The organism is Haloechinothrix sp. LS1_15 (assembly GCF_033042135.1).
In the GTDB taxonomy this organism is placed as follows: domain Bacteria; phylum Actinomycetota; class Actinomycetes; order Mycobacteriales; family Pseudonocardiaceae; genus Haloechinothrix.
On the sequence record NZ_WBXM01000003.1, the window covers coordinates 49,590 to 70,783 of the forward strand.

A 21,194-nucleotide genomic window follows, 5' to 3' on the forward strand; every position below is an offset into this window, starting at 1 on the left:
TCGCGCGTTCCGGTGGCGTGACCGTACCAGCTCGCGTCACCGGCCGCCGGGCATGGGCGCGCGAGCACGACGGAGCTGGACTAGCCTGGACAGGAGCCGCCGGCAGCCGTGTTCGCGCGAGAAGGAGGGTCCGACGTGGGACGGGACATCCGGGATCCGCGCATCGACTACGTGATCTGGTACGTGCGGTCGCTGGAGCGCTCGGTCGCGTTCTACCGCGACATGGTCGGCCTCGAGGTCCGCTTGGAGGGTGACGGCTACGTCGAGTTCGCCATGGACAACACCAAGTTCGCGCTGTTCGAGCAGGCAGGCCTCGGCGAGCTGATCGGCCGCGAGGCAGGCAGCCCGCCGTGCGGTGAGATCGGCTTTCTCGTCGACGACGTGGACGGCTGGGCCGAGCGGCTGCGGCGGCGTGGCGCGGAGATCCTGTCCGGCCCGGTGGACCGGCCGTGGCGCGAGCGGACGCTGCACATCGCCGATCCCGAAGGCAACGTGGTCGAGTTCGCCCAGAAGCTCGCGCGGCAACGATGAACGGCGCGGGCGAGCAATCGGCCGGTGCCGGACCGCCGCTCGTGCCGCCGGAGCTGGTCGACCACCCCGACAGGCTGCGGTGGAACCAGCGGTACACCGAGGCGGAACCGGACTTCGCGCCGCACCCGCTGGTGGCCGAGGCCCTCGACGTGGGGATACCGGCGGGTCCGGTGCTGGAGCTGGCCTGCGGCCGGTCCGGCAGCGCGCTGGCGCTGGCCGCGAAGGGACGTGAGATCACCGCGGTGGACGTCGCCGATCACGCGCTCGCGCAGCTGTGGCGCCAGGCGCGCCGCCGCGAGCTCGACGGGCGCATCCGGTGCGTGCTCGCCGACGTGTCCTGCTACACCCCACCACGTCACCACTACGCGCTGGTGCTGGCGACCCGCTACTGGGACCGCGCGGCGTTCGACGCGGGCTGTGTCGCGGTGGCACCCGGCGGGCTGCTGGCATGGGAGGCGCTGGCGTGCGCGGCGGGCGAGGAGCGGCGCCCGTACCGGGTGGAGCACGGCGAGCTGGGCCGCCGCCTGCCTGCCGGGTTCATGGTGCTCGACCAGCGCGCCCACGGCAGCGGGCGCCAGCGGGCGAGCCTGCTGCTGGCGCGCCGATCGTGACCGGGGCGGCGGGTCACGCCGGTCGATCCGGAAGCGCGCCGGTCCTGCCCAGGTCCCAGCGATGCTCGCCGTCCCGCGTGTCGAGCCTTACGGCGTGTGTGCCGTTGTGGGCGGTCAGCCCGAAGCGTTCCCGCCGCGGTCGGCCGAGTTCCGCCAACGTGTGGTACGCCGCTTCGATCGCGTCCCACAGCCGGGTCGATCCGCCGTCGTTCGGGTGAAGCTCATGCAGGAGCAGCCGCCGACGGTGATCGCACCGGTCGCCGGTCATGTCGACTAGCACGGAGGGCGCGAGCAAGCCGCCCACATCGAGGTCGCTGAGGAGGTCGGCCTGACCGTCATCTCGCTTCACCTGCTGCTGACTGCATGGCGACCCAACCACCGCCGCCGACCGGCCAGCGACCGCGTGGGTCATCAGTGGTGGAACTACCGGGCTCAAACGTCTGGACCGATCCGACCTTCTGCCCACGAGGTGCGCACCCCCGATGGCTGCGCCCACACCAGCTCCAGCACTACGCGCACCGTCGTCGGGGCTCAGCTCGCCCCGACGACGTTCCCCGCTGCCAATCGGCGCACGTACGTGCGGATACGTTCGCGGTCCTCGGGGAACACGCTCTCCCACGTCTCGCTCAGGTCGATCCACGTCGCCGGCTGTCCGGCCTCCCCGCTGAGCGGCACGTTACGGCCGACGACGGCGCCGTAGGACAGGCTCAGCGTCGGCGCCCAGTCGGCACGGAAGGAGCGAACAGCCACCGCCGCCGGCACAGGCAGCAGCTCGCCCGCTACGCCAGCCTCCTCCACGAGTTCACGGGCCGCAGCCGCCCGCGGCGTCTCGCCCGGCTCGACCGTGCCGCCAGGCGGTACCCATCCACGCACGCGGTGCCGCACGAGCAGGACGCAGCTGAACGTCGGGTCGGTCACCCAAACCTCGGCCGCGAGCGGCTCCATCAGCGTCTGATGGGCGCGTAGCCACGCCTGAGCGTCATCGAACTCCATCGCGGCAAGGCGAGCATCGGCGACCGCCGCGTCCACGGTCAACTGGTCAATCACCCGGCCCAGCCTAAACCGATGCCTGTGGCCACCCTTGACATCGACCGACACAGCGACGCGGTTCGTGTCACCGCCCTGGCCAAGGGGCCATCGGAACCAGCGCCGTGTCCCCTGGCTGGGGACATGAGCTGACCGCGACCATGCCGCTGCTCACGGCCGACCCCGGCACGGCGGCCACACGCCCCGAGCCGGAGCCGACCGTGTTCTGACGACGCGGTCGTCGATTCCGGTTGAATGTTGCGCAGGGGACTGTCCGACTCGTACTCGGCGAGTTCGGTGAGCCGCTGGAGCGTGCCCACATCGTGTGGCGGCTCCCGCGCTCTCGTCGCAGCTCGCCCTCGGCCACCATGGAACGCATGCGTATCACCTCGGGAGACCAGGAACTGGCCGCGGATCTCGTCGAGCCGGAAGGCGGGGTGCGCCGCGGCGGCTACAGCGTGCTGATGGTGCACGGCTACGGCAGCTCGCGCCAGAGCTACCTCCGCCGCGCCACCGATGTCGCCCGGCGCACCGGCCACACCTGCCTGGTGTTCGACCTGCGCGGCCACGGCGACAGCCCCGGCGAGCTGCTCGCGCTGACGCGCGAGGACCACCTGCGGGACGTGACAGCCGCCTACGACGCCCTCGCCGAGGCGCCGGGCATCGAGCGGATCGGTGTCTGCGCGGCCAGCTACGGGGCCTACCTGACGTGCCTGCTGGTGGCCGACCGTCCCGTGGATCGGCTGCTGTTGCGCGCGCCCGCGCTGTACGTCGACACCGACGGGCCGGAACCGAGCAGGCAGCACCTCAGCCAGCTGCTCGACGCCGCACCTGCGTTGCGCGCGCTGCGGGGCTTCGACGGGCACACGATGGTGCTGGAAGGCGAACGTGACGAGGTGATCTCCCAGGATGCGATCCAGGGCTACCTCGGCACCGCGCGGCACGTCACGCACCGCGTGCTCGCGGGCGCGACCCACTCGCTCACCGAGGAGTCGTGGAACCGGGCGTTCATCGACGAGATCGTCGACTGGTTCTCCTGAGCGCCGGTGCGCGGTCGCCCCACCCGTGCCCGGAGCCGGATCACACCGACACCGGCAGCGACTCCAGATCGTGGGAGCGGAACGAGGCGCGGCGCCGCAGCTCGGTTTCTGGCACGGCCAGCCGCAGGCCGGGCAGCTGCCGCAGCAGCGTGTCGAACGCGATGTGCAGCTCCAGCCGTGCCAGACCCGCACCGAGGCAGTAGTGCGGTCCGTGACCGAAGGCCAGGTGCTCGGCGCCTGCGCGTCGCGGGTCGATCCGGTCCGGGTCGGTGAAGCGGTCGGGGTCGCGGTTGGCCGAGGCCAGCGCCAGCAGCACCGTCTCGCCGTGCCGGATGCGGGCGCCGCCGAGTTCCAGATCGCACGTGGCGAACCTGCGGATGGCCAGCGTGTTCGGGTGCACCAGCCGCAGCAGCTCCTCCACCACGTCGGCGAGCATCCCTGGATCGGCACGGACCGCGGCGGTGAGTTCGGGATCGCGCAGCAGCGCGAGCGTGCCGTTGCCGATCAGGTGGGTGACGTTCTCGATCCCGGCCCACAGGACCAGGAAGGCCAGCGACACCAGCTCGTCCTCGTCGAGCCGGTCGTCCCGGTCCCGTGCGCCGATCCAGGCCGACAGCAGGTCCTCACCGGGCTCGTCGCGCCTGCGTGCGATCAGTTCGAGCAGCAGCCGGTGGATGCCGGCGACCGCGCCGGCTAGCTGCTCGCGGTCGGTGGGCGCGAGCATGACGCGGGTCTGCGCGGCGAAATGGTCGCGCTGCGCCTGCGGTACGCCGAGCAGCTCACCGATCACCGTCAGCGGCAGCGGTGCCGCGTAGTCGGCGATCAGGTCGCCCCCGCCCCGCGCTGCCAGGGGGTCGGCCAGGGACTCCGCCACCTCGCGGACCCGCCCGTGCAGCGCCTCGACACGTCGCGGGCCGAACGCGCCCGCCGCCAGCCTACGCAGCCGCGCGTGGTCTTGGCCGTCCCGGTTGAGCAGGTTGGCATCCAGCGCGGGCGGTAACGCGAACCCGGCGTAACCGCCGTCGGAGTGCGCCTTGTTGAGCGCCAGCCGCGGATCGGTGAGCGCGGCCCGCACCTCCGCGTCCCTGGTGACCAGCCAGGCAGGGGAGCCGTCGGGTACCCGCACGCGGGTCACCGGCTCGACCTCGCGCAGCCGGGCCAGCGCGGCATGGGGGTCGGCGAGGTAGGTCGTGTCGAACGGCATCGGAACACCGTCGGTATCGTGCTGGTCGGTCACGTCGGCTCCTCGACGGCGGTCGCGTCGCCGCTCGGCTGCGCCCCGGCTGGCACCTGCGACGGTACCGGCAGGGCAGCGGTGCGGCGGCGCCGGAAGTGCCGCGCCAGCCTGCGCTGGTACGCCAGCTCGGCGGCGAGATCCTCGGGTTCGGCGAGCTGGGGGCTGTCGACGTGACAGTGCGGCCGCTCGCCGCTCTGTCTGGCGCGCAGCGCGGCGTCGAGCATCGCGGCCTCGATAGCGGCCTGGCGGTCGTGCCCGCGCAGCGCGTGCTCGTCGGCGGCGCGTTCCGCGGCATCGGCCGCCTCAGGGGACATCCACGTGCGCAGCGCCCATTGGGCGTCGCGGATCTCGATGATCAACCGGTAGAGACGAAGCCGGAGGTCGGCCCGCGGGTCGCGGTAGACGGCGACCTCGGGTGCGCCCGCCGTGTCCTGCTCGGCTGCCCTGAGCACGACCGAGGGTACGTGCGTGGTGAGCTCGTGGTGCAGCGGCAGCAATTCGCGGTAGGCACGAGGCCGGGCGAGGGCCGCGGCCAGCCGGGACAGCTGCGGCCCCAGGTCGGGCAGCAGCCAGGCGAACAGGTGCGTCGTGCTGCCCACCACCACGGCGATCAGCGTCACCGGTTCCCACGCGTGCCCGCTCACCCCGAAGAACCCCGCCACGATAGCGGCGAGCCTGCCGAGGATGTAGATCCACAGCACGCCGATGGTGACGACGATGAGTCCGAGGCTGCGGCGTAGCCACACCGTCGGAGCGACCGCACGGTAACGCCAGCACAGGCGGGCGACTTCGGCCTGCCCCACGGCGAACGCGGCCAGGTACACGCTGAGGTAGGCGGGGTTGCCCGCCGCGGTGGCGATGGCGAAGTCGGTAGGGTGCTCGCCCAGCCGGTCGACCGCCCTGAGGAACAGGCCGACTATCACCACGATCACGACACCGATCGCCAGCAGCCGAGGCGTCGCCTTGCGCCAAGCGAGGTCGGTGTCGTGGCGCAGGTGCAGCAGTACCAGCTGCTGGCAGGCGGTGACGAGCATGACCGCGATATGCGACAGCAGCCCGGACAGGTTGGGCAGGCCAGCGAGGTCGCCGAGCGCGTCCCACAGGCCGGGTAGCAGCACCACCCAGATGCACAGCGCGAAGAAGAACACCCCGGTGAGCGCGAGCTGGGCGGGCGAGCGGTCCGTACGCAGCGCCCGCATCCGGTACAACAGCGCGACGCCCGTCAGGCCGGTGCACAGCGTGTACAGCGCGACGGTCATGAGGGGCCGGGCTCCCGGTGTTCCATGAGCGCCGACAGCCGGGCAGCGAGCTCGCGCGCCCGCGGCGGCACGTCGTAGCGCCGCGTGCTGGTCCACGAGGCGATACGCTGGCCAAGCAGTGAGCCCACGAGCTCGGCTTCGAGCTCGGCGTCGGAATCGGCGTGCTCACGGCCGAGCACGCGCCGCACATGTCCCGGATCCAGAGCGGGCAGCAAGGCGCGGGAGGTGTCGACGATGCTCTCCGGGGTCCCTTCGTGGCCGCAGATGATGTGGCCGAGCTCGTGCAGCGCCACCTGGTGACGGTGAACTGGGGTGAGGCGGGATTCGACCACGATGTAGTCCTCATCGGAGGAGGAGACCCACAGGCCTTCCACGGCTGCGGTGATCTCCATGGGCACGAGGCGGATCGCGCGTCCCCTCCGGTGGCTGACCCGGTCGATCACCTGCTGCAATGTGAGCCGGGTACGTTCCGGAAGGTCGAGCTCGCGCACACGCTGCTCGCATCGCTGGCGGCGGCGCTGCGAGGGGCTGTCCTTCCGGCGCATCATGGTCGCGGTCCTTACGGCTGGTCGATGCTGGCTCGTCCGGGGCGCAGGGGAACCGGAAACGAGTCCATCACACCGGGCCGGTAGGCGCACCCGAATTCCGGTATCCGGTGCCGGGTGTCACAGATCGGGCATAGCCTTCGGGGCCGAGCACGATGTGGCATACGGTGTTGTGTGCTGTATCACACACCTTGTGATGGGTGGCGTGTTGACCGGCGACGAGGGAGCGGGGGACGCTGATCATTCGCGGGTGAATAAGCAACCGCTTAGTATGCGTCTCGGCGTACCGCGGTGGAAGGGACGGTCATGACAGGCAGGTTCGACGGGAAGGTCGCGGTGATCACCGGTGCGAGCAGGGGCATCGGGCTCGGTATCGCGGAGCGGCTGGTATCCGAGGGCGCCAGGGTGTGCGTCACCGCGCGCAACCAGCAGGCCCTCGACGAGGCGGTGGAGCAGCTCGGCGGGCCCGAGCGGGCGATCGCGGTGGCAGGTAAGAGCGACGACACCGACCACCAGGCCGAGGCGGTCGAGCGCACCATCGCAGAGTTCGGCAGCCTCGATCTCCTGGTCAACAACGCGGGAATCAACCCGGTGTACGGGCCGCTGATCGAGCTCGATCTCGCGGCCGCGCGCAAGATCGTGGAAGTGAACTGCCTGTCGGCGCTGTCCTGGACGCAGCAGGCTCATCGCGCGTACCTGGGCGAGCACGGCGGCGCGGTCGTCAACGTTTCATCGGTGGCAGGCCTCAAGCCCGCCCCCGGCATCGGGTTCTACGGGGCGAGCAAGGCGATGCTGTCGCACCTGACCGCCGAGCTGGCGGTGGAGCTCGGTCCCGGTATCCGGGTGAACGCGGTGGCGCCCGCGGTGGTGAAGACGGCTTTCGCCAGCGCGCTCTACGAGGACAGGGAGGAGGAGGTCGCCGCCGCCTACCCGGCAGGCAGGTTGGGTGTGCCATCCGACGTGGGTAGCGCGGTCGCCTTCCTGCTGTCGGCCGATGCCTCCTGGCTCACCGGTCAGACAGTGGTGCTCGACGGGGGCGTGACGCTGACGGGAGGTATGTGATGCGCGCGTGGCGGGTTTCCCGGCTCGGCGAGCCTGCTGAGGTGATGCAGCTCGAGGACGTGGCGGTGCCGGAACCGGGACCGAACCAGGTCCAGGTGCGCGTGCGGGCTGCCGCCGGCAACTTCCCGGACGTGCTGCTGTGCCGCGGCGAGTACCAGGTCAGCCCCGAGCTGCCGTTCACACCCGGCGTGGAGCTGTGCGGTGAGGTGACCGCGGTGGGCTCGGCGGTGACCGGGCTCGCCCAGGGTGATCGTGTCATCGGCCCTGCCGCGCTGCCTTCCGGTGCGTATGCCGAGCAGGCACTGATGGAGGCCGCGGTGACCTTCCCCGCCCCCGAGGGGTTGGACGACACCGAAGCGGCATCGTTCTGCATCGCCTACCAGACAGGCTGGTTCGCGCTGCACCGCAGGGCGGCCCTGCGACCGGGCGAGACGGTGCTGGTGCACGCCGCAGCGGGCGGTGTCGGCAGCGCGGCCGTGCAGCTGGCCAAGGCCGCCGGTGCCACGGTTGTCGGCGTGGTCGGCGGCCCCGACAAGGCGGAGGTGGCACGCGCGCTCGGCGCCGACGTGGTGGTCGACCGGCACACCGAGGATTTCGTCGCGGTCGTCAAGGAGGTCACCGAGGGCCGCGGCGCGGACGTGGTGTACGACCCGGTCGGCGGGGACACTTACCGGCGATCTACCAAGTGCATCGCCTTCGAGGGGCGCATCGTGATCGTCGGGTTCGCCGGTGGCGAGATCCAGCAGGCGGCGCTCAACCATGCGCTGGTGAAGAACTACTCGATCCTCGGCCTGCACTGGGGCCTGTACAACAGCAAGGACCCCAGCGCGGTGCGCCGCTGCCACGAGGACCTGAGCGCGCTCGCGGCGGAGCGTTCCGTTGCCCCGCTGGTCAGCGAGCGGTTGCGGCTCGACGAGGTGGCTGACGGGCTGCAGCGGTTGGCCGATGGCACGACCGTGGGTCGGGTGGCGCTGGTGGGCGCGATGCCCACTTGACGGTGACCCAAGCGGGTAGGCTCCGTGACGGCGGCCGGGGGTAGTCGGCCGCCAGGGCGCACCGCCGGGAACTGAAGGGGCCACAATGGACGAACGTACGACGGCGGTGGCAACGGGGTGCCTCCGTTCGCTGGACAGCCGGATGCCCGAGTTGGAGGCCCTCTACGAGGACCTGCACCGCCATCCGGAACTCGGCTTCGCCGAGACCCGTACGGCAGCGGCGTGCCAGCGGTGGCTCCGCGGCGCGGGCTACGAGGTGACAGGCGGGTTCGGCGGCACAGGAGTGGCCGGTGTGCTGCGCAACGGCGACGGCCCCACGGTATTGCTGCGCGCCGATATGGACGCCCTGCCGGTCGCGGAGGCCACTGGCCTGCCTTACGCGGCCACCGGCGCGCAGCGCGGCAGCGACGGCCGTGAGGTGTCTGTCATGCATGCCTGCGGCCACGATGTGCACGTCACGTGCCTGCTGGGGGCGGCCGAGTCGCTCGCGGCGGGCCGCCAGTGGTGGCGTGGCACGGTCGTCGCCGTGTGTCAGCCCAACGAGGAGGAGGGTAAGGGCGCGGCCGCGATGCTCGACGACGGCCTGTACGCGCACGTGCCCGTGCCCGATGTGGTGCTCGGGCAGCACGTCTCCTCGTTCCCCGCCGGCGTGCTGGCCTACCGCGAGGGACTTGCCATGGCCGCCGCCGACAGTTTCCGGATCACCATGTACGGCTCGGGAGGGCACGGTTCGCGGCCGGAGAGCACTGTCGATCCGGTGGTGATGGCCGCCGCCCTGGTGCAGCGGTTGCAGGGCATCGTCGCCCGCGAGGTAGCGCCCGGTGAGCAGGCGGTGGTCACCGTCGGATCCCTGCGAGCGGGCGAAGCTCCCAACGTCATCGCCGACCACGCAGTGCTCACCGTGAACGTGCGCACCTTCGACGACGCGGTGCGCGAACGCGTGCTGGCCGCGATCGGGCGGATGGCCAGGGCCGAGGCGACGGCGTCCTCGTCGCCTCGCGAGCCGGAGATCGTGCGGTTGAGCGAGTTCCCGTCGACAGTCAACGACGAGGCCACGGCCACCGCCGTCAACAGCGCTTTCGGCGCCTACCTCGGCCAGGAGCGGCTGATGGCCGCGCCCGCGACGTACGGCAGCGAGGACGTGGGGTGGTTCGCCACTAGGGCAGGGGCGCCGCTGTACTACTGGTGGCTGGGAGGTTGGGAACCGGACGAGTACCGGGCGGCCGCTGCCGAGGGGCGGGTCGATGCCGATATCCCCTCCAACCACTCACCCCGGTTCGCGCCGGTGAAGCAACCCACCCTGACCGCCGGGGTGCAGGCCCTGGTGGTCGCCGCGCTCGACCGGCTCGCGACACCCGCGCAGGCGACCGGTGAACCGGGTACGGGCTGAGTGGGCCCCTGATCGCCGAGCCAGGTCGACGAGCTACCGACCAGTTGGTATGGTTCCAGTATCCGTGACCACCGCGGTCGCCCAGACAGTGACGATGGTGCCGCGGCCTGGCGGCCCCGGCCGGAAGGGAGTGACGCAGCGTGCGGGTATTCACCGGGCTGGACGAGCTGGCCGCGGCGACGGGTGAGCACCTGGGATACAGCGACTGGCTGGAGATCACCCAGCAGCGGGTGAACCAGTTCGCCGATGCCACCGATGATCACCAGTGGATCCACGTCGACGTCGAGCGCGCGGCACGGGGACCGTTCGGTGGCACTGTCGCGCACGGATACCTCACGCTCTCGCTCATCCCGCACCTGGCACATCAGGTCTACCGGGTGGACGGCCTGAGCATGGGCGTCAATTACGGGTTGAACAAGGTGCGCTTCCCCTCGGCGGTTCCGGTGGGCTCGCGCGTGCGAGCGGGGCTGGAGCTGGTGGAGGTCACCCGAGGGGAGCAGGGCGCGCAGGTCGTCACGCGGGTGACCATCGAACTCGAAGACGCGCAGAAACCGGCGTGTGTGGCCGAGACCGTCGCGTTGCTAGTGCCCTGATCAGCGACCGAGCAGGGGAGTGTCGATGAGTGATGCCGTGTCGTCGGAGCCGTCGGAGCCGTCGGAGCCGTCGGAGCTGCCGGGGCTGGACCTGGCCGCGTTGCGGGAGTACCTGGACGGCGCCGTTCCTGGCTTGGTCGCTGGACCGTTGCGTGGGGAGTTGATCACCGGTGGCCGGTCGAACTTGACCTACCGTGTCACCGATGGTGTTTCGTCCTGGGTGGTGCGCAGGCCGCCGCTGGGGCATGTGCTGGCGACCGCGCACGACATGGGCCGGGAGTACCGGGTGATCAGCGCGCTGGCGGGTTCGGAGGTTCCCGTTCCCGCCACCGTCGTGCTGTGCGAGGACACTGCCGTTCTCGGCGCGCCGTTCTATGTCATGGAGCGCGTCGCGGGCCGGACCTACCGCAGGGACACGGAGTTGCGCGAGCTCGGTCGTGAGCGGACCCGATCGATCAGCGCCGGCATGGTGGAGGTACTGGCGCGGCTGCACGCGGTGGATCCGCACGCGGTCGGGCTGGGCGATTTCGGTAGGCCCGAGGGATTCCTCGAGCGCCAGGTGCGGCGCTGGCGCAAGCAGCTGGACGCCTCCCGCAGCAGGGAGGTGCCCGGTATCGACGAGCTCCACGTGCGCCTGGAGCGCCGGGTTCCCGCGGACGCGCCGCCCGCGATCGTGCACGGTGACTACCGGCTGGACAACTTGCTGATCGACGATGCCGACGAGGTCGCCGCGGTGCTGGATTGGGAGATGGCCACCCTCGGGGATCCGCTTACCGACGTGGCGCTGCTGGCGACCTACCGCGGCCTGTCGGAGATCCGGGGTTCGGACGCGGTGGCCGATGCCGGTGACGCTCCGGGGTTCCTGGAACCGGGCGAGATGCTGGCAGCCTACGCGGCCGCGTCCGGGCGCAGCCTGCCCGACATGGGCTTCTATCTCGGGCTGGCGCACTTCAAGCTGGCCGTGATCCTGGAAGGGATCCACTACCGGTACACCCAAGGCGCGACCGTCGGCTCCGGCTTCGAATCAGTGGGTGCGGTCGTGGAACCGATCGTGGCGTCCGGTCTGGACGCGGTGAAGGAGAGCTGATGGATTTCGCGTTCGACGAGCGCACCGAGGAGTTGCGGGCGCGGCTGACGGCGTTCATGGACGAGTGCGTTTACCCGGCGGAGCCGGAGTTCGCCAGGCAGCTGACCCGGCGCGAGCACCCGTGGGCCACGGTGCCAGTGGTCGCCGAGCTCAAGCAGCAGGCGCGTGCCAGGGGGCTGTGGAACTTCTTCCTGCCCGGCGACGACGGTGCCGGGCTGACGAACCTGCAGTACGCCCCGCTGGCCGAGATCACCGGGCGTAGCCCTCGCCTGGCGCCGGTGGCGCTGAACTGTTCCGCGCCGGACACTGGCAACATGGAGGTGCTGTCCATGTTCGGCACCGAGCGGCAGCGGAAGGAGTGGCTGGAGCCGCTGCTGGACGGCCGCATCCGCTCGGCGTTCGCGATGACCGAGCCGGAGGTGGCCTCCTCCGATGCGACCAACATCGCCACCAGCATCACCCGCGACGGCGACGAGTACGTCATCAATGGTCGCAAGTGGTGGATCACCGGGGCGTTGAACCCCGAGGCAGCGGTATTCATCGTGATGGGCAAGACGGACCCGGAAGCCGATCCCCACCGCCAGCAGAGCATGATCCTGGTGCCGCGTGAGACGCCGGGGCTGACGATCGAGCGTGGCATGACGGTGTTCGGTTACGACGACAGCGACCACGGCGGACACGCCGAGCTGTCCTTCTCGGACGTGCGGGTACCGGCGGATAATCTGATCGGCAACGAGGGCGACGGGTTCGCCATCGCGCAGGCCAGGCTCGGGCCGGGACGGATCCACCACTGTATGCGTTCGATCGGCATCGCCGAACGCGCGCTCGAGCTGACCTGCCAGCGCGCGGGCGATCGCGTCGCCTTCGGTCGTCCGCTCGGCGAGCAGGGCGTGATCCGTGACTGGGTCGCCGAGACGCGGGTACGGATCGAGCAGCTGCGGCTGCTCGTACTCAAAGCCGCGTGGCTGATGGACACCGAGGGCAACCGGGCCGCGCACACCGAGATCCAGGCCATCAAGGTCGCCACCCCGGCCACTGTGGAATGGATCCTCGACAAGGCTATCCAGATCCACGGCGCCGCCGGGTTGAGCCAGGACACCCCGCTGGCCGAATGGTACGCGGGCATCCGCACCCTCCGCTTCGCCGACGGCCCCGACGAGGTGCACAAAGCCTCCCTTGGCCGCAAGGAACTCCGCAAACACCAGCGGACCGGCTGAGCCGCGGCCGTCCGCGAGATTCATCGCCACCCCCAAGCGACACGCCTATATGGGAGTCGTTGCTCCGGCGGCCCCAACATGTAGGGTGCATGCTGCCGATGGTTCACCGGGTGCCGCCGCACCCGGTGTGGCAACAGGGAACCCGGTGCGAATCCGGGACTGCCCCGCAGCGGTGAGTGGGAACGACCGCCGTCATCACGCACTGGGCGCGCCGCGCCTGGGAAGCGACGGCCAGTAGGAACGGCCGGCGTGGCCGAACGCCCGCGAGTCCGAAGACCTGCCATCGGTGCGCGCACCACGCGGTGCGCGCCGTCCGGGACCTCGAGGGTGGGTCCGCGCAGGCGATCCGGTGGCACCGGGAGCCGGCCGTGCCGGTGGCCGGGGTGGTCATCGCGCTCTCGCGCGCTCGCGTCGAGGTACCGGGCATCGTCGTTCGAGCTCGCGAGAGGAGAGCAACGGTGACCGAAACGCTGTACGCCGCACCATCGCCCCCCGAGGTGTCGATCGTCGACGCCGGGGGAGCGCGGTACCCGCTGGACGCTAGCCGGGTGCGGGCGGTGGTCGAGCAGGCCTGTAGGGACGTGGACGGGGTGGATCCGGCCGCGGTGCTGGACGCCTGTTGGCCGTGCCTGTACGACGGGATGAGCGCCGCGGAACTCGACGAGGCACTTGTCATGAGCGCGCGCACGCTGATCGAGACCGAACCCGGGTACTCCCGGGTGACCGCGCGGTTGCTGCTGGACACGCTGCGCGGGGAGGCACTGTCCTACCTGGCGGCTGCCGTAGCTGGCGGGTCGACCGCTGAGCGACCTGGCGCGTCGCACCGGCCGGATCAGGAGCAGATGCGTGAACGTTACCCCGGTTACTTCACCGCGTTCGTACATCGCGCCGTCGAGCTGGGCCAGCTCGATCCCGCGATGGCGCGGTTCGACCTGGCACGGGTGGGCGCTGCGCTGGTGCCGGACAGGGACCTCAGTTTCGAGTTCCTCGGGCTGCGCACCCTGTACGACCGGTACCTGCTGCACGACGGTGGGATCCGTTACGAGCTGCCACAGGCGTTCTTCATGCGGGTGGCCATGGGGCTGGCGCTTCGCGAGGACGACCCCGACCGCCGAGCCGTGGAGTTCTACGAGCTGCTGTCGACGTTCCGCTTCATGGCATCCACACCGACGCTGTTCAACGCGGGCACCACGCGCCCCCAGCTGTCCTCATGCTTCTTGACCACTGTAGACGACAGCCTGGACGCGATCTTCCGTTCGTACCGGAACAACGCGTTGCTCGCGAAGTACTCGGGCGGGTTGGGCAACGACTGGACGCCGGTGCGCGGGCTCGGTGCACACATCGCGGGCACCAACGGGAAATCGCAGGGCGTCGTGCCGTTCCTCAAGATCGCCAACGACACCGCGATCGCGGTCAACCAGGGAGGCAAGCGTAAGGGTGCGGCCTGTGCCTACCTGGAGACCTGGCACATCGACATCGAAGAGTTCCTCGAACTGCGCAAGAACACCGGGGACGAGCGCAGGCGGACCCACGACATGAACACCGCGAACTGGGTGCCGGACGAGTTCCTCCGGCGGGTCGTCACCGACGGCGAGTGGACGTTGTTCTCCCCCGACGAGGTACCCGACTTGCACGAGCTCTACGGCCACGCGTTCGCCGAGCGCTACCGCGCCTACGAGCACGCGGCGCGACGCGGCGAGATCCGCGTGCACCGGACGGTGCGGGCGGTTGACCTCTGGCGGCGCATGCTGACCATGCTGTTCGAGACCGGCCACCCGTGGATCACCTTCAAGGATCCCTGCAACCTGCGCTCACCGCAGCGCCACGCGGGTGTGGTGCACTCCTCCAATCTCTGTACCGAGATCACCCTGAACACCAGTGCTGAGGAGGTGGCGGTGTGCAACCTGGGGTCGGTGAACCTGGCCGCGCACCTCTCCGGTGCCCGGATCGACGATCGCCTGCTGGAAAGCACGGTGCGCACCGCCGTGCGCATGCTCGACAACGTCATCGACATCAACTTCTACACCGTTGACGAGGCACGGGCGGCGAACCTGCGGCACCGCCCCATCGGTCTCGGCGTCATGGGTTATGCCGAGACGCTGTTCGCGATCGGCGCGCCCGTCGACAGCGAGCAGGCGGTGGAGTTCGCCGACCGCAGCATGGAGTTGGTCAGCTACCACGCCATCGACGCGTCGAGCAGGCTGGCAGCCGAGCGGGGAAGGTACGAGTCGTACGAAGGATCACTGTGGAGCGAAGGGATACTCCCCATCGACTCGCTCCGGCTGCTCGCCGGATCCCGCGAGGACGGCGAGTGCGATGTCGACACATCGACCACCCTCGCGTGGCAGGCACTGCGTGAGCGGGTGCGGCAGCGGGGGATGCGTAACTCCACGGTGCTGGCCGTGGCGCCGACGGCGACCATCGCCAACATCTGCGGCGTGTCGCCCTCGGTCGAACCGGTGTTCCGCAACCTCTACGTCAAGTCGAACATGTCCGGCGAGTTCACCGTGATCAATCCGTGCCTCGTCGAGGACCTCAAGCGCCACGGCCTGTGGGACGAAGAGATCGCCGCTGAGCTCAAGCGGCAAGACGGCAGCCTCGCCACGATCGACAGGGTGCCGGAACAGCTGAAGCGGCTGTACGCCACCGCGTTCGAGATCGACAGCAGGTGGCTGGTCGAAGCCGCCTCGCGCAGGCAGAAGTGGATCGACCAGGCACAGTCGCTGAACCTCTACATCGACACGCCGAGCGGCCGCGCGCTCGACGAGCTGTACCGGCACGCGTGGCGCAAGGGGCTGAAGACCACCTACTACCTGCGCACGCGGGCGGCCACCCGCGTGGAGAAGAGCACGCTGGACCGCGCCGACGGTGCGCTCAATGCCGTCCCAGCCACGGTGACCTACTCCTGCGGCACCGGCGACGAGGACTGCGAGGCGTGCCAGTGACCGGCGCGCCTGCGATGCGGCGACACGCACCGCCCGCGACGAAGCGCAGTAGCCGGCCAGCCAACCACCGCGACAGCACTGTCAGGAGCATCACATGACGCCATCCGCCAGCGACGCGACCACCACGGACACCACGGACACCTACCCTGCGGGGGCGATAGGGCTCGGCACCATCGATCGGGGAGCGGCCCGCGTGACCGTCGACGACAAGTCGATGATCAACGCCCGTGCCGACGTCAACCAGCTACTCCCGCTGAAGTACCACTGGGCGTGGGAGAAGTACCTCGCGGGCTGTGCCAACCACTGGATGCCGACCGAGGTCGGTATGCACGCCGATCTCGCGTTGTGGAAGAGCGAGGACGGGCTCACCGGCGACGAGCGGCTGATGTTGCAGCGCAACCTCGGCTTCTTCGCCACAGCGGAATCACTCGTGGCCAACAACCTCGTGCTCGCCGTCTACCGGCACATCACCAACCCGGAATGCCGACAGTACCTGCTGCGCCAGGCTTTCGAGGAGGCGGTGCACACCCACGCCTTCCAGTACATCTGCGAGAGTCTCGGCCTCGACGAGGGTGAGCTGTTCAATATGTACCGGGAGGTACCGTCGATCGCCGACAAGGATGCCTGGGCGCTGCGCTACACGCAGCACCTGCAGGACAGTTCGTTCGCCACCGGGACCGTAGCGCGAGACCAGGAGTTCCTGCGTGACCTCATCGCCTTCTACGTGGTCGTCGAGGGCATGTGGTTCTACACCGGTTTCGCCCAGGTGCTCTCGCTCGGCAGGCGGAACAAGATGGTCGGAATCGCTGAGCAGTACCAGTACATCCTCCGTGACGAGTCCGTGCACCTGAACTTCGGTATCGACTGCGTCAACCAGATCAAACGGGAGAATCCCCAGCTGTGGGGGTCGGCCTTCCAGCGTGAGGTGCGCGAGATGCTCGCCGAGGGCTGTGAGCTGGAGATCGCCTACGCCCGTGACACCATGCCGCGGGGCATGCTGGGCCTCAACGCCGAGCTGTGCGAGCAGTACATGCGGTTCATCACCAACCGCCGCTGCGTCCAGCTCGGGCTCGATCTCGTCTTCGACGATGTCGGCAACCCGTTCCCGTGGATGTCGGAAGCGGTCGATCTGGCCAAGGAGAAGAATTTCTTCGAGACCCGCGTCACCGACTACCGGAGCGGCACCGGCCTCGACTGGAACTAGTGCCACGCGGTACCGGCGGTGTGGCCCGCCCGCACCGCCGGTACCGTCTGTTACGTTGATGCCCGAGTGTCCGTCGAGATGGTGGTGACATGTCCGGAGAGGTGACGATCGGCAAGCCCGCCCAGTCCGATGGTGCCGCGCTGTGGCGCGTGGCACGGGATTCGGGCAAGCTCGACCTGAACTCCTCGTACGCCTACCTGATGTGGTGCGTGGACTTCGCGGGAACCTCGGTGGTGGCACGCCGCGACGGCGAGGTCGTGGGCTTCGTGCTCGGCTACCGCAAGCAGGAAGCCCACGACACGGTCATGGTGTGGCAGGTGGCCGTGGACGCCTCGCAGCGCGGCGAGGGTCTCGCGGGGCGGCTGCTCGACGACCTGTTCACCAGGGTCACCGCCCAGGGTGTGCGGTACCTCGCCACCACCGTCACTCCGGACAACGAAGCCTCGCTGGCGATGTTCCGCTCGTTCGCGGCGCGGTGGAACGCGGAGATGACCGGGCGCGAGCTGTTCGCGGCCAGCGACTTCCCCGAGCCACACGAGCCGGAGGACGAGTACGTGATCGGTCCACTGGCCCCACCGCAGGTGAGCTGACCGGCACCGGAGGCGCGTGACCCCGCCTTGCCGTCACAGCGGGAGCAGATCGGCAGCACCCGCGAGGCAACCGTGACGGCGGCCAGCACCAGCGACACCACCCGCGTCATCGCGACCGCCGCCGCTCGCGTACCACGGCCGCGCACGCGAAGCCGACCGCGATCGCGCCGAGGGCACCTGCGGGGCAATGGTGAGCAACACCACGACGGTCCCCACGGCGGGGGCGACCGCGCGGCACCCCGGCTGACCGGGATATCAGTCCACTTTGGTGTGTACGGCGTGGTAGCCGCCGCCCGGCCAGACCCAGTCGCCGGCCAGGGTCGTGCCGTCGGCGCTGAACTCGCCGCGGAAGTACGCGGGTGAGCCCTTCTCCCCGCCCCAGATGGTGACCGTGTCCCCGTCGAGCTCGTAGATGTAGTCGAGGGTGTTGCCCTGGTTGTCGTAGAAGCGGGCCTTGATGTCCTCGCCCGGCTGCTCCACACCGAACGGTTTCTCGCGACCGATGATCTCGATCCCGGTGACGTGCTGGCCGAACAGTGTGACGTCGACGTCCTGCCTCAGGAAGAACCCGCCGTCGAGCCAGGAGTAGCGGGTCTCGCCCGTCACGTCGCCGGACATCCGCCAGCGGCCGACCAGGCGGTCGAGGGCGCGTAGCTGCTCGTCGGGCTGAGGTTGCCGGTCGTCGGAGTGGTTCGCGGTCATGATGGCGTCTCCTTACTGTGTGCTGTCCGCATCACTGTCGCCGGTACCGACCGTGTGGCGGGGTGGGACTCATCGGTACCCTGTCGGCCCGTCGTGGCGGCCGCGCGGCGAGCACCGGCCGCCACGACTGTCGCGGACGTGACACTGTCAGCGTCACCGCCGTGACGGAATCCCGCCGCCTCCTCCAGCACGCTGATGTCCAGCACCAGACATCAGGAGGTCGCGATGCGGGACGTCACCGCGGGCGGGAACCGCCCCACCAACACGCTGTCCGAGCTGACCTGCCTCGGCCTGCACCGCCCCGCACGGGGCGCCGGAGCCGCCGAGGTGGCAGGCTACTACGGCAGGCTGGCCGCCGTGCACCGGCACCTCGCCGCCGAGGCCACCACCGGGGCCGAGCGCGTGAGCGAGCTGGCGCTGGCACACCTCACCCGCCGCCGAGCCGAGTTGCTGGCACGCCAAGGGAGGGGATGAGCGATGGCGATTCCCCAGCACAGCTACGCGCTCGCAGGCACCGAGTTCTACGAGCCGATCGAGCGGGCGAGCGAGCGCGGCCGGGAATACCGGCCGCACCCCGTCCCGAGGGGATGGCTACGTACCGACAGTGGCATCTGGACGGCGTGGCGGCCCGCCCGCGACACCGGCCCGGAGCAGGGATGGAAGGTCCACGTGTCTGCGCGGCTGGAGCGTGCCCAGCACGTGCTGGACACCGTCGCGGCGGCGTGCGTGGCCGAGCGCGTGCCGTTCAAGCACCTCTCCGCCGAGCTGTTCTTCCTGCACCTGCACCACAAGCACGGGCCGCGCCCGCAGTCTGGCAAGTTCTGCACCTGCTACCCGCCGGACGAGCAGTCAGCGCGGCGGCTGATGGACCGGCTGGCTGGCGAGTTGGCCGGCGAGCGTGGCCCGTATGTGCTGACCGACCGCCGCTACCGGGATTCGCGGGTGGTGCACTACCGGTACGGTGCCTTCCGCGCACCCGCCAGGGTGCGACCCGACGGTTCGGCGGAGACGTTGGTTCGCGACGGGTCCGGGGAGCACGTCGAAGACCGCCGCGGCACCGGGTTCACGCTGCCAGGGGGGATCACCGATCCGTTCGGTGAACAGTGGCCGCCCCCCGACAACGCGCCGTCCGGCGACGGGTCCATCCGCATCCGCGGGTATCGCGTGCTGCGGGCCGTCGCGCACAGCAACGCCGGAGGCACCTACGAGGCCGAGACCGCCACCGGCCGCCGCGTGTTCCTCAAGGAAGCCCGCGCCCACAACGGGCTGTTCTGGGACCACAGCACCGCGCAGCAGCGGTTGCGCAGGGAACACGAGGTGCTGTGCGGTGTCCATGCCGCCGCGCCCGGCCGCTGCCCGGAACCGCTCGACTACTTCCGGGAATGGGAGCACGAGTTCCTGGTCACCGAGTTCGTCACCGGCACACCGCTGTACCGGATGCTGGCCACCGACCACCCCGCGCTCGCCGCCGACCGCACCCGCGCGCACGACGAGGCCCACTACGCCCGCAGCCTGAGCCTGCTCGACGGGCTGCGCCGGGAGCTGGACCGGTTGCACGAGCTCGGCTACCGGTTCGGCGACCTCAGCCCGGGCAACGTGCTGGTCACACCGGACGGGGACGTGCGGCTGGTTGATTTCGAGGCGGCCTCGCCCGTGACCGATCCGCCGGTGCCTATGGGAACCGGCGGGTTCGTCCCGCCGGGGGGGGCCCCGAGCGACGACCCCCTCGCGCAGGACGAGTACGGCTTCGCGGCGCTGGCGCTGTTCCTGCTGTGGCCGATGCACCCGGTGGCAGAGCGCAGCCCCGGCTGCCTCGAGCACCTCCATGCCGAGCTGGCCGAGGCGGCCCCTATCCCCGCGCGGTTGTGGCGGCTGGCCACCCGCAACTACCGCGCGGGCCGCACCGGTGGCCGGCACGCTCACCTGCCCACGCCCGACGAAGTCGCCGCGCGGCCGCGCAGGTGGCTGGCCGAACTCGCCGATGGTATCGCGCGGGACCTGCTGCGCACCGCCGATCCGGCCAACCCGAACCGGGTGTTTCCCACCGTGCCACGCGGGCACACCAGCAACACCAGCTGCGTCGCCTACGGCACCGCCGGGGTGGTGCACGCGCTGCACCACGCGGGGGTGGAAGTGCCGGAGCCGGTACTCGCTCGGCTACGGCGCGACGCGCTGGAGCAGCGCGAGCACCTGCCACCGGGCCTGCACGTCGGCTCCGCGGGCCTGGCCTGGGTGCTGGCTGATCGGGGACTGCTCGACGAGGCCGGTGATCTGCTCGACCACGCCGCACGGCACCCGCTGACGCTGCTGTCGACCACGCTCGGCGAGGGCGCCGCCGGGATCGGGCTGACCCACCTGGCCCTGCACGCCCACACCGGCGACGCCGGGCTGCTGGAACGGGCGGCGTCCTACGGCGACTCGCTGCTGGGCATCGATAGCCCGACACCGACGCTCGGTCCTCACGACGCCGTCGGCCTGCTGCGCGGCAGGGCTGGGCTCGCGCTGTTCCTGTACTACCTGGGCAGGGTGACCGGCGAGGAGCGCTACCTGGCGCACGGCGCGGGGTTGCTGCACGCCGAGCTCGACAGGGCCATCGCGCTGCCGGGGGATGCGCTCGGCTTCCCCGACGACGCGGTCACCGACCGGGCGATGAGCTACCTCGCCGCAGGTTCGGGTGGCGTGACCACGGTGCTGACCCGCTACGTGACCCTGCTCGACGACGAGCGCCTGTCGGCCGCGTTGCCGCGCACCGCCCGGCATACCGCCAAGATCTGCACCGCGGAGCCCGGCCTGTACCGGGGCCTGGCCGGGCTGGTGCTGGCCATGGCCGACGACGGGGCACACGCCGGTGTCACGGATCCGCACGAGCCGTTGCGCCTGGCGAAGGGGTTGTTCAAGTACGCCGTCCCGGCCGGTGACGGGATCCGCTTCCTCGGCGAGGGATCGCTGCGGTACAGCGCCGAGCTGTGGAGCGGATCGTCCGGGATCCTGCTGGCGCTGCACCGCGTGCTGCACGGCAACCACGACCAGTTCTTCACCCTCGATCGGATGGTGCGGGCCGGCCCCCCGGGCCGCACCGGCCATCCCGACCACGCGACAGCAGGGCACGGGAGGTGATCAGGATGCGCGATCCCGTGACACGCATCGGCGCCCTGCAGGG

At 70.4% G+C, this 21,194-nt stretch carries 20 protein-coding genes and 1 riboswitch; of the genes, 14 read left to right on the forward strand and 6 right to left on the reverse strand.

What is annotated here, in order from left to right; translation table 11 throughout:
• Window positions 1–135: 135 nt before the first annotated feature.
• Window positions 136–531 (forward strand): VOC family protein, encoded by a 396-nt coding sequence (locus tag F8178_RS05435; protein WP_317493551.1) that lies wholly within the window; start codon window positions 136–138, stop codon window positions 529–531.
• Complete coding sequence (locus F8178_RS05440) at window positions 528–1,142, forward strand: methyltransferase domain-containing protein (RefSeq protein ID WP_317493552.1); 615 nt, start codon at window positions 528–530, stop codon at window positions 1,140–1,142. The genes F8178_RS05435 and F8178_RS05440 overlap by 4 nt, the downstream gene beginning before the upstream one ends.
• Window positions 1,143–1,155: 13 nt before the next feature.
• Here F8178_RS05440 and F8178_RS05445 read toward each other — a convergent pair whose 3' ends face one another.
• Entirely contained in the window at window positions 1,156–1,491 is a 336-nt protein-coding gene (locus F8178_RS05445) for a hypothetical protein (RefSeq protein ID WP_317493553.1), read from the reverse strand.
• A gap of 182 nt (window positions 1,492–1,673) precedes the next feature.
• Window positions 1,674–2,189: an NUDIX domain-containing protein gene (locus tag F8178_RS05450; protein ID WP_317493554.1), complete on the reverse strand. Its 516-nt coding sequence runs from the start codon at window positions 2,187–2,189 to the stop codon at window positions 1,674–1,676.
• 356 nt (window positions 2,190–2,545) lie between these two features.
• On the opposite strand from F8178_RS05450, the gene F8178_RS05455 reads away from it, so the two are divergent.
• Window positions 2,546–3,208 carry an alpha/beta fold hydrolase gene (locus F8178_RS05455; RefSeq protein ID WP_317493555.1) on the forward strand — a complete coding sequence of 221 codons (663 nt, stop codon included), beginning with the start codon at window positions 2,546–2,548 and terminating at the stop codon, window positions 3,206–3,208.
• Between the two features lie 40 nt (window positions 3,209–3,248).
• On the opposite strand, the gene F8178_RS05460 is transcribed toward F8178_RS05455, so the two are convergent.
• From F8178_RS05460 to F8178_RS05470, 3 genes are read right to left on the reverse strand one after another with little or no spacing between them, the layout of a single operon-like run.
• Window positions 3,249–4,445 carry a cytochrome P450 gene (locus F8178_RS05460; RefSeq protein ID WP_317493556.1) on the reverse strand — a complete coding sequence of 399 codons (1,197 nt, stop codon included), beginning with the start codon at window positions 4,443–4,445 and terminating at the stop codon, window positions 3,249–3,251.
• On the reverse strand, window positions 4,442–5,704 hold the full coding sequence (locus tag F8178_RS05465; RefSeq protein ID WP_317493557.1) for an MAB_1171c family putative transporter: 1,263 nt from the start codon (window positions 5,702–5,704) through the stop codon (window positions 4,442–4,444). The genes F8178_RS05460 and F8178_RS05465 overlap by 4 nt, the downstream gene beginning before the upstream one ends.
• Window positions 5,701–6,252, reverse strand: coding sequence for an ImmA/IrrE family metallo-endopeptidase (locus F8178_RS05470; protein WP_317493558.1), 552 nt, complete (start codon window positions 6,250–6,252; stop codon window positions 5,701–5,703). Before F8178_RS05470 ends, F8178_RS05465 begins: the two co-directional genes overlap by 4 nt.
• 303 nt (window positions 6,253–6,555) lie before the next feature.
• On the opposite strand from F8178_RS05470, the gene F8178_RS05475 reads away from it, so the two are divergent.
• The 9 genes from F8178_RS05475 to ectA all read left to right on the forward strand — a co-directional run bounded on the left by F8178_RS05475 (window position 6,556) and on the right by ectA (window position 17,332).
• The gene (locus F8178_RS05475; protein WP_317493559.1) at window positions 6,556–7,311 is read left to right on the forward strand and encodes an SDR family oxidoreductase; all 756 of its coding nucleotides are present in this window, start codon (window positions 6,556–6,558) and stop codon (window positions 7,309–7,311) included.
• Window positions 7,311–8,306 carry an NADPH:quinone oxidoreductase family protein gene (locus F8178_RS05480; RefSeq protein WP_317493560.1) on the forward strand — a complete coding sequence of 332 codons (996 nt, stop codon included), beginning with the start codon at window positions 7,311–7,313 and terminating at the stop codon, window positions 8,304–8,306. Before F8178_RS05475 ends, F8178_RS05480 begins: the two co-directional genes overlap by 1 nt.
• An 85-nt stretch (window positions 8,307–8,391) precedes the next feature.
• Entirely contained in the window at window positions 8,392–9,696 is a 1,305-nt protein-coding gene (locus F8178_RS05485; protein WP_317493561.1) for an amidohydrolase, read from the forward strand.
• A gap of 140 nt (window positions 9,697–9,836) precedes the next feature.
• Complete coding sequence (locus F8178_RS05490) at window positions 9,837–10,289, forward strand: MaoC family dehydratase (RefSeq protein ID WP_317493562.1); 453 nt, start codon at window positions 9,837–9,839, stop codon at window positions 10,287–10,289.
• Between the two features lie 25 nt (window positions 10,290–10,314).
• Entirely contained in the window at window positions 10,315–11,376 is a 1,062-nt protein-coding gene (locus tag F8178_RS05495; RefSeq protein ID WP_317493563.1) for a phosphotransferase family protein, read from the forward strand.
• Window positions 11,376–12,593: an acyl-CoA dehydrogenase family protein gene (locus tag F8178_RS05500; RefSeq protein WP_317493564.1), complete on the forward strand. Its 1,218-nt coding sequence runs from the start codon at window positions 11,376–11,378 to the stop codon at window positions 12,591–12,593. The genes F8178_RS05495 and F8178_RS05500 overlap by 1 nt, the downstream gene beginning before the upstream one ends.
• Before the next feature lie 82 nt (window positions 12,594–12,675).
• Window positions 12,676–12,893, forward strand: a riboswitch (cobalamin riboswitch).
• Between the two features lie 158 nt (window positions 12,894–13,051).
• Window positions 13,052–15,538 (forward strand): ribonucleoside-diphosphate reductase subunit alpha, encoded by a 2,487-nt coding sequence (locus F8178_RS05505; RefSeq protein WP_396344981.1) that lies wholly within the window; start codon window positions 13,052–13,054, stop codon window positions 15,536–15,538.
• Window positions 15,539–15,632: 94 nt separating this feature from the next.
• Window positions 15,633–16,742 carry a ribonucleotide-diphosphate reductase subunit beta gene (locus F8178_RS05510; RefSeq protein ID WP_317493565.1) on the forward strand — a complete coding sequence of 370 codons (1,110 nt, stop codon included), beginning with the start codon at window positions 15,633–15,635 and terminating at the stop codon, window positions 16,740–16,742.
• Window positions 16,743–16,831: 89 nt separating this feature from the next.
• The gene (ectA, locus tag F8178_RS05515; protein WP_317493566.1) at window positions 16,832–17,332 is read left to right on the forward strand and encodes a diaminobutyrate acetyltransferase; all 501 of its coding nucleotides are present in this window, start codon (window positions 16,832–16,834) and stop codon (window positions 17,330–17,332) included.
• Between the two features lie 255 nt (window positions 17,333–17,587).
• On the opposite strand, the gene F8178_RS05520 is transcribed toward ectA, so the two are convergent.
• Window positions 17,588–18,034 (reverse strand): hypothetical protein, encoded by a 447-nt coding sequence (locus F8178_RS05520; protein ID WP_317493567.1) that lies wholly within the window; start codon window positions 18,032–18,034, stop codon window positions 17,588–17,590.
• Window positions 18,035–18,259: 225 nt separating this feature from the next.
• Between F8178_RS05520 and F8178_RS05525 the strand changes: the two genes are divergently transcribed.
• Both F8178_RS05525 and lanKC read left to right on the forward strand, forming a co-directional pair.
• Window positions 18,260–18,508, forward strand: a complete 249-nt coding sequence (locus F8178_RS05525; RefSeq protein WP_317493568.1) for a hypothetical protein — start codon at window positions 18,260–18,262, stop codon at window positions 18,506–18,508.
• Window positions 18,509–18,511: 3 nt separating this feature from the next.
• Window positions 18,512–21,151 carry a class III lanthionine synthetase LanKC gene (gene lanKC / locus F8178_RS05530; RefSeq protein ID WP_317493569.1) on the forward strand — a complete coding sequence of 880 codons (2,640 nt, stop codon included), beginning with the start codon at window positions 18,512–18,514 and terminating at the stop codon, window positions 21,149–21,151.
• The last annotated feature ends 43 nt before the right edge of the window (window positions 21,152–21,194 follow it).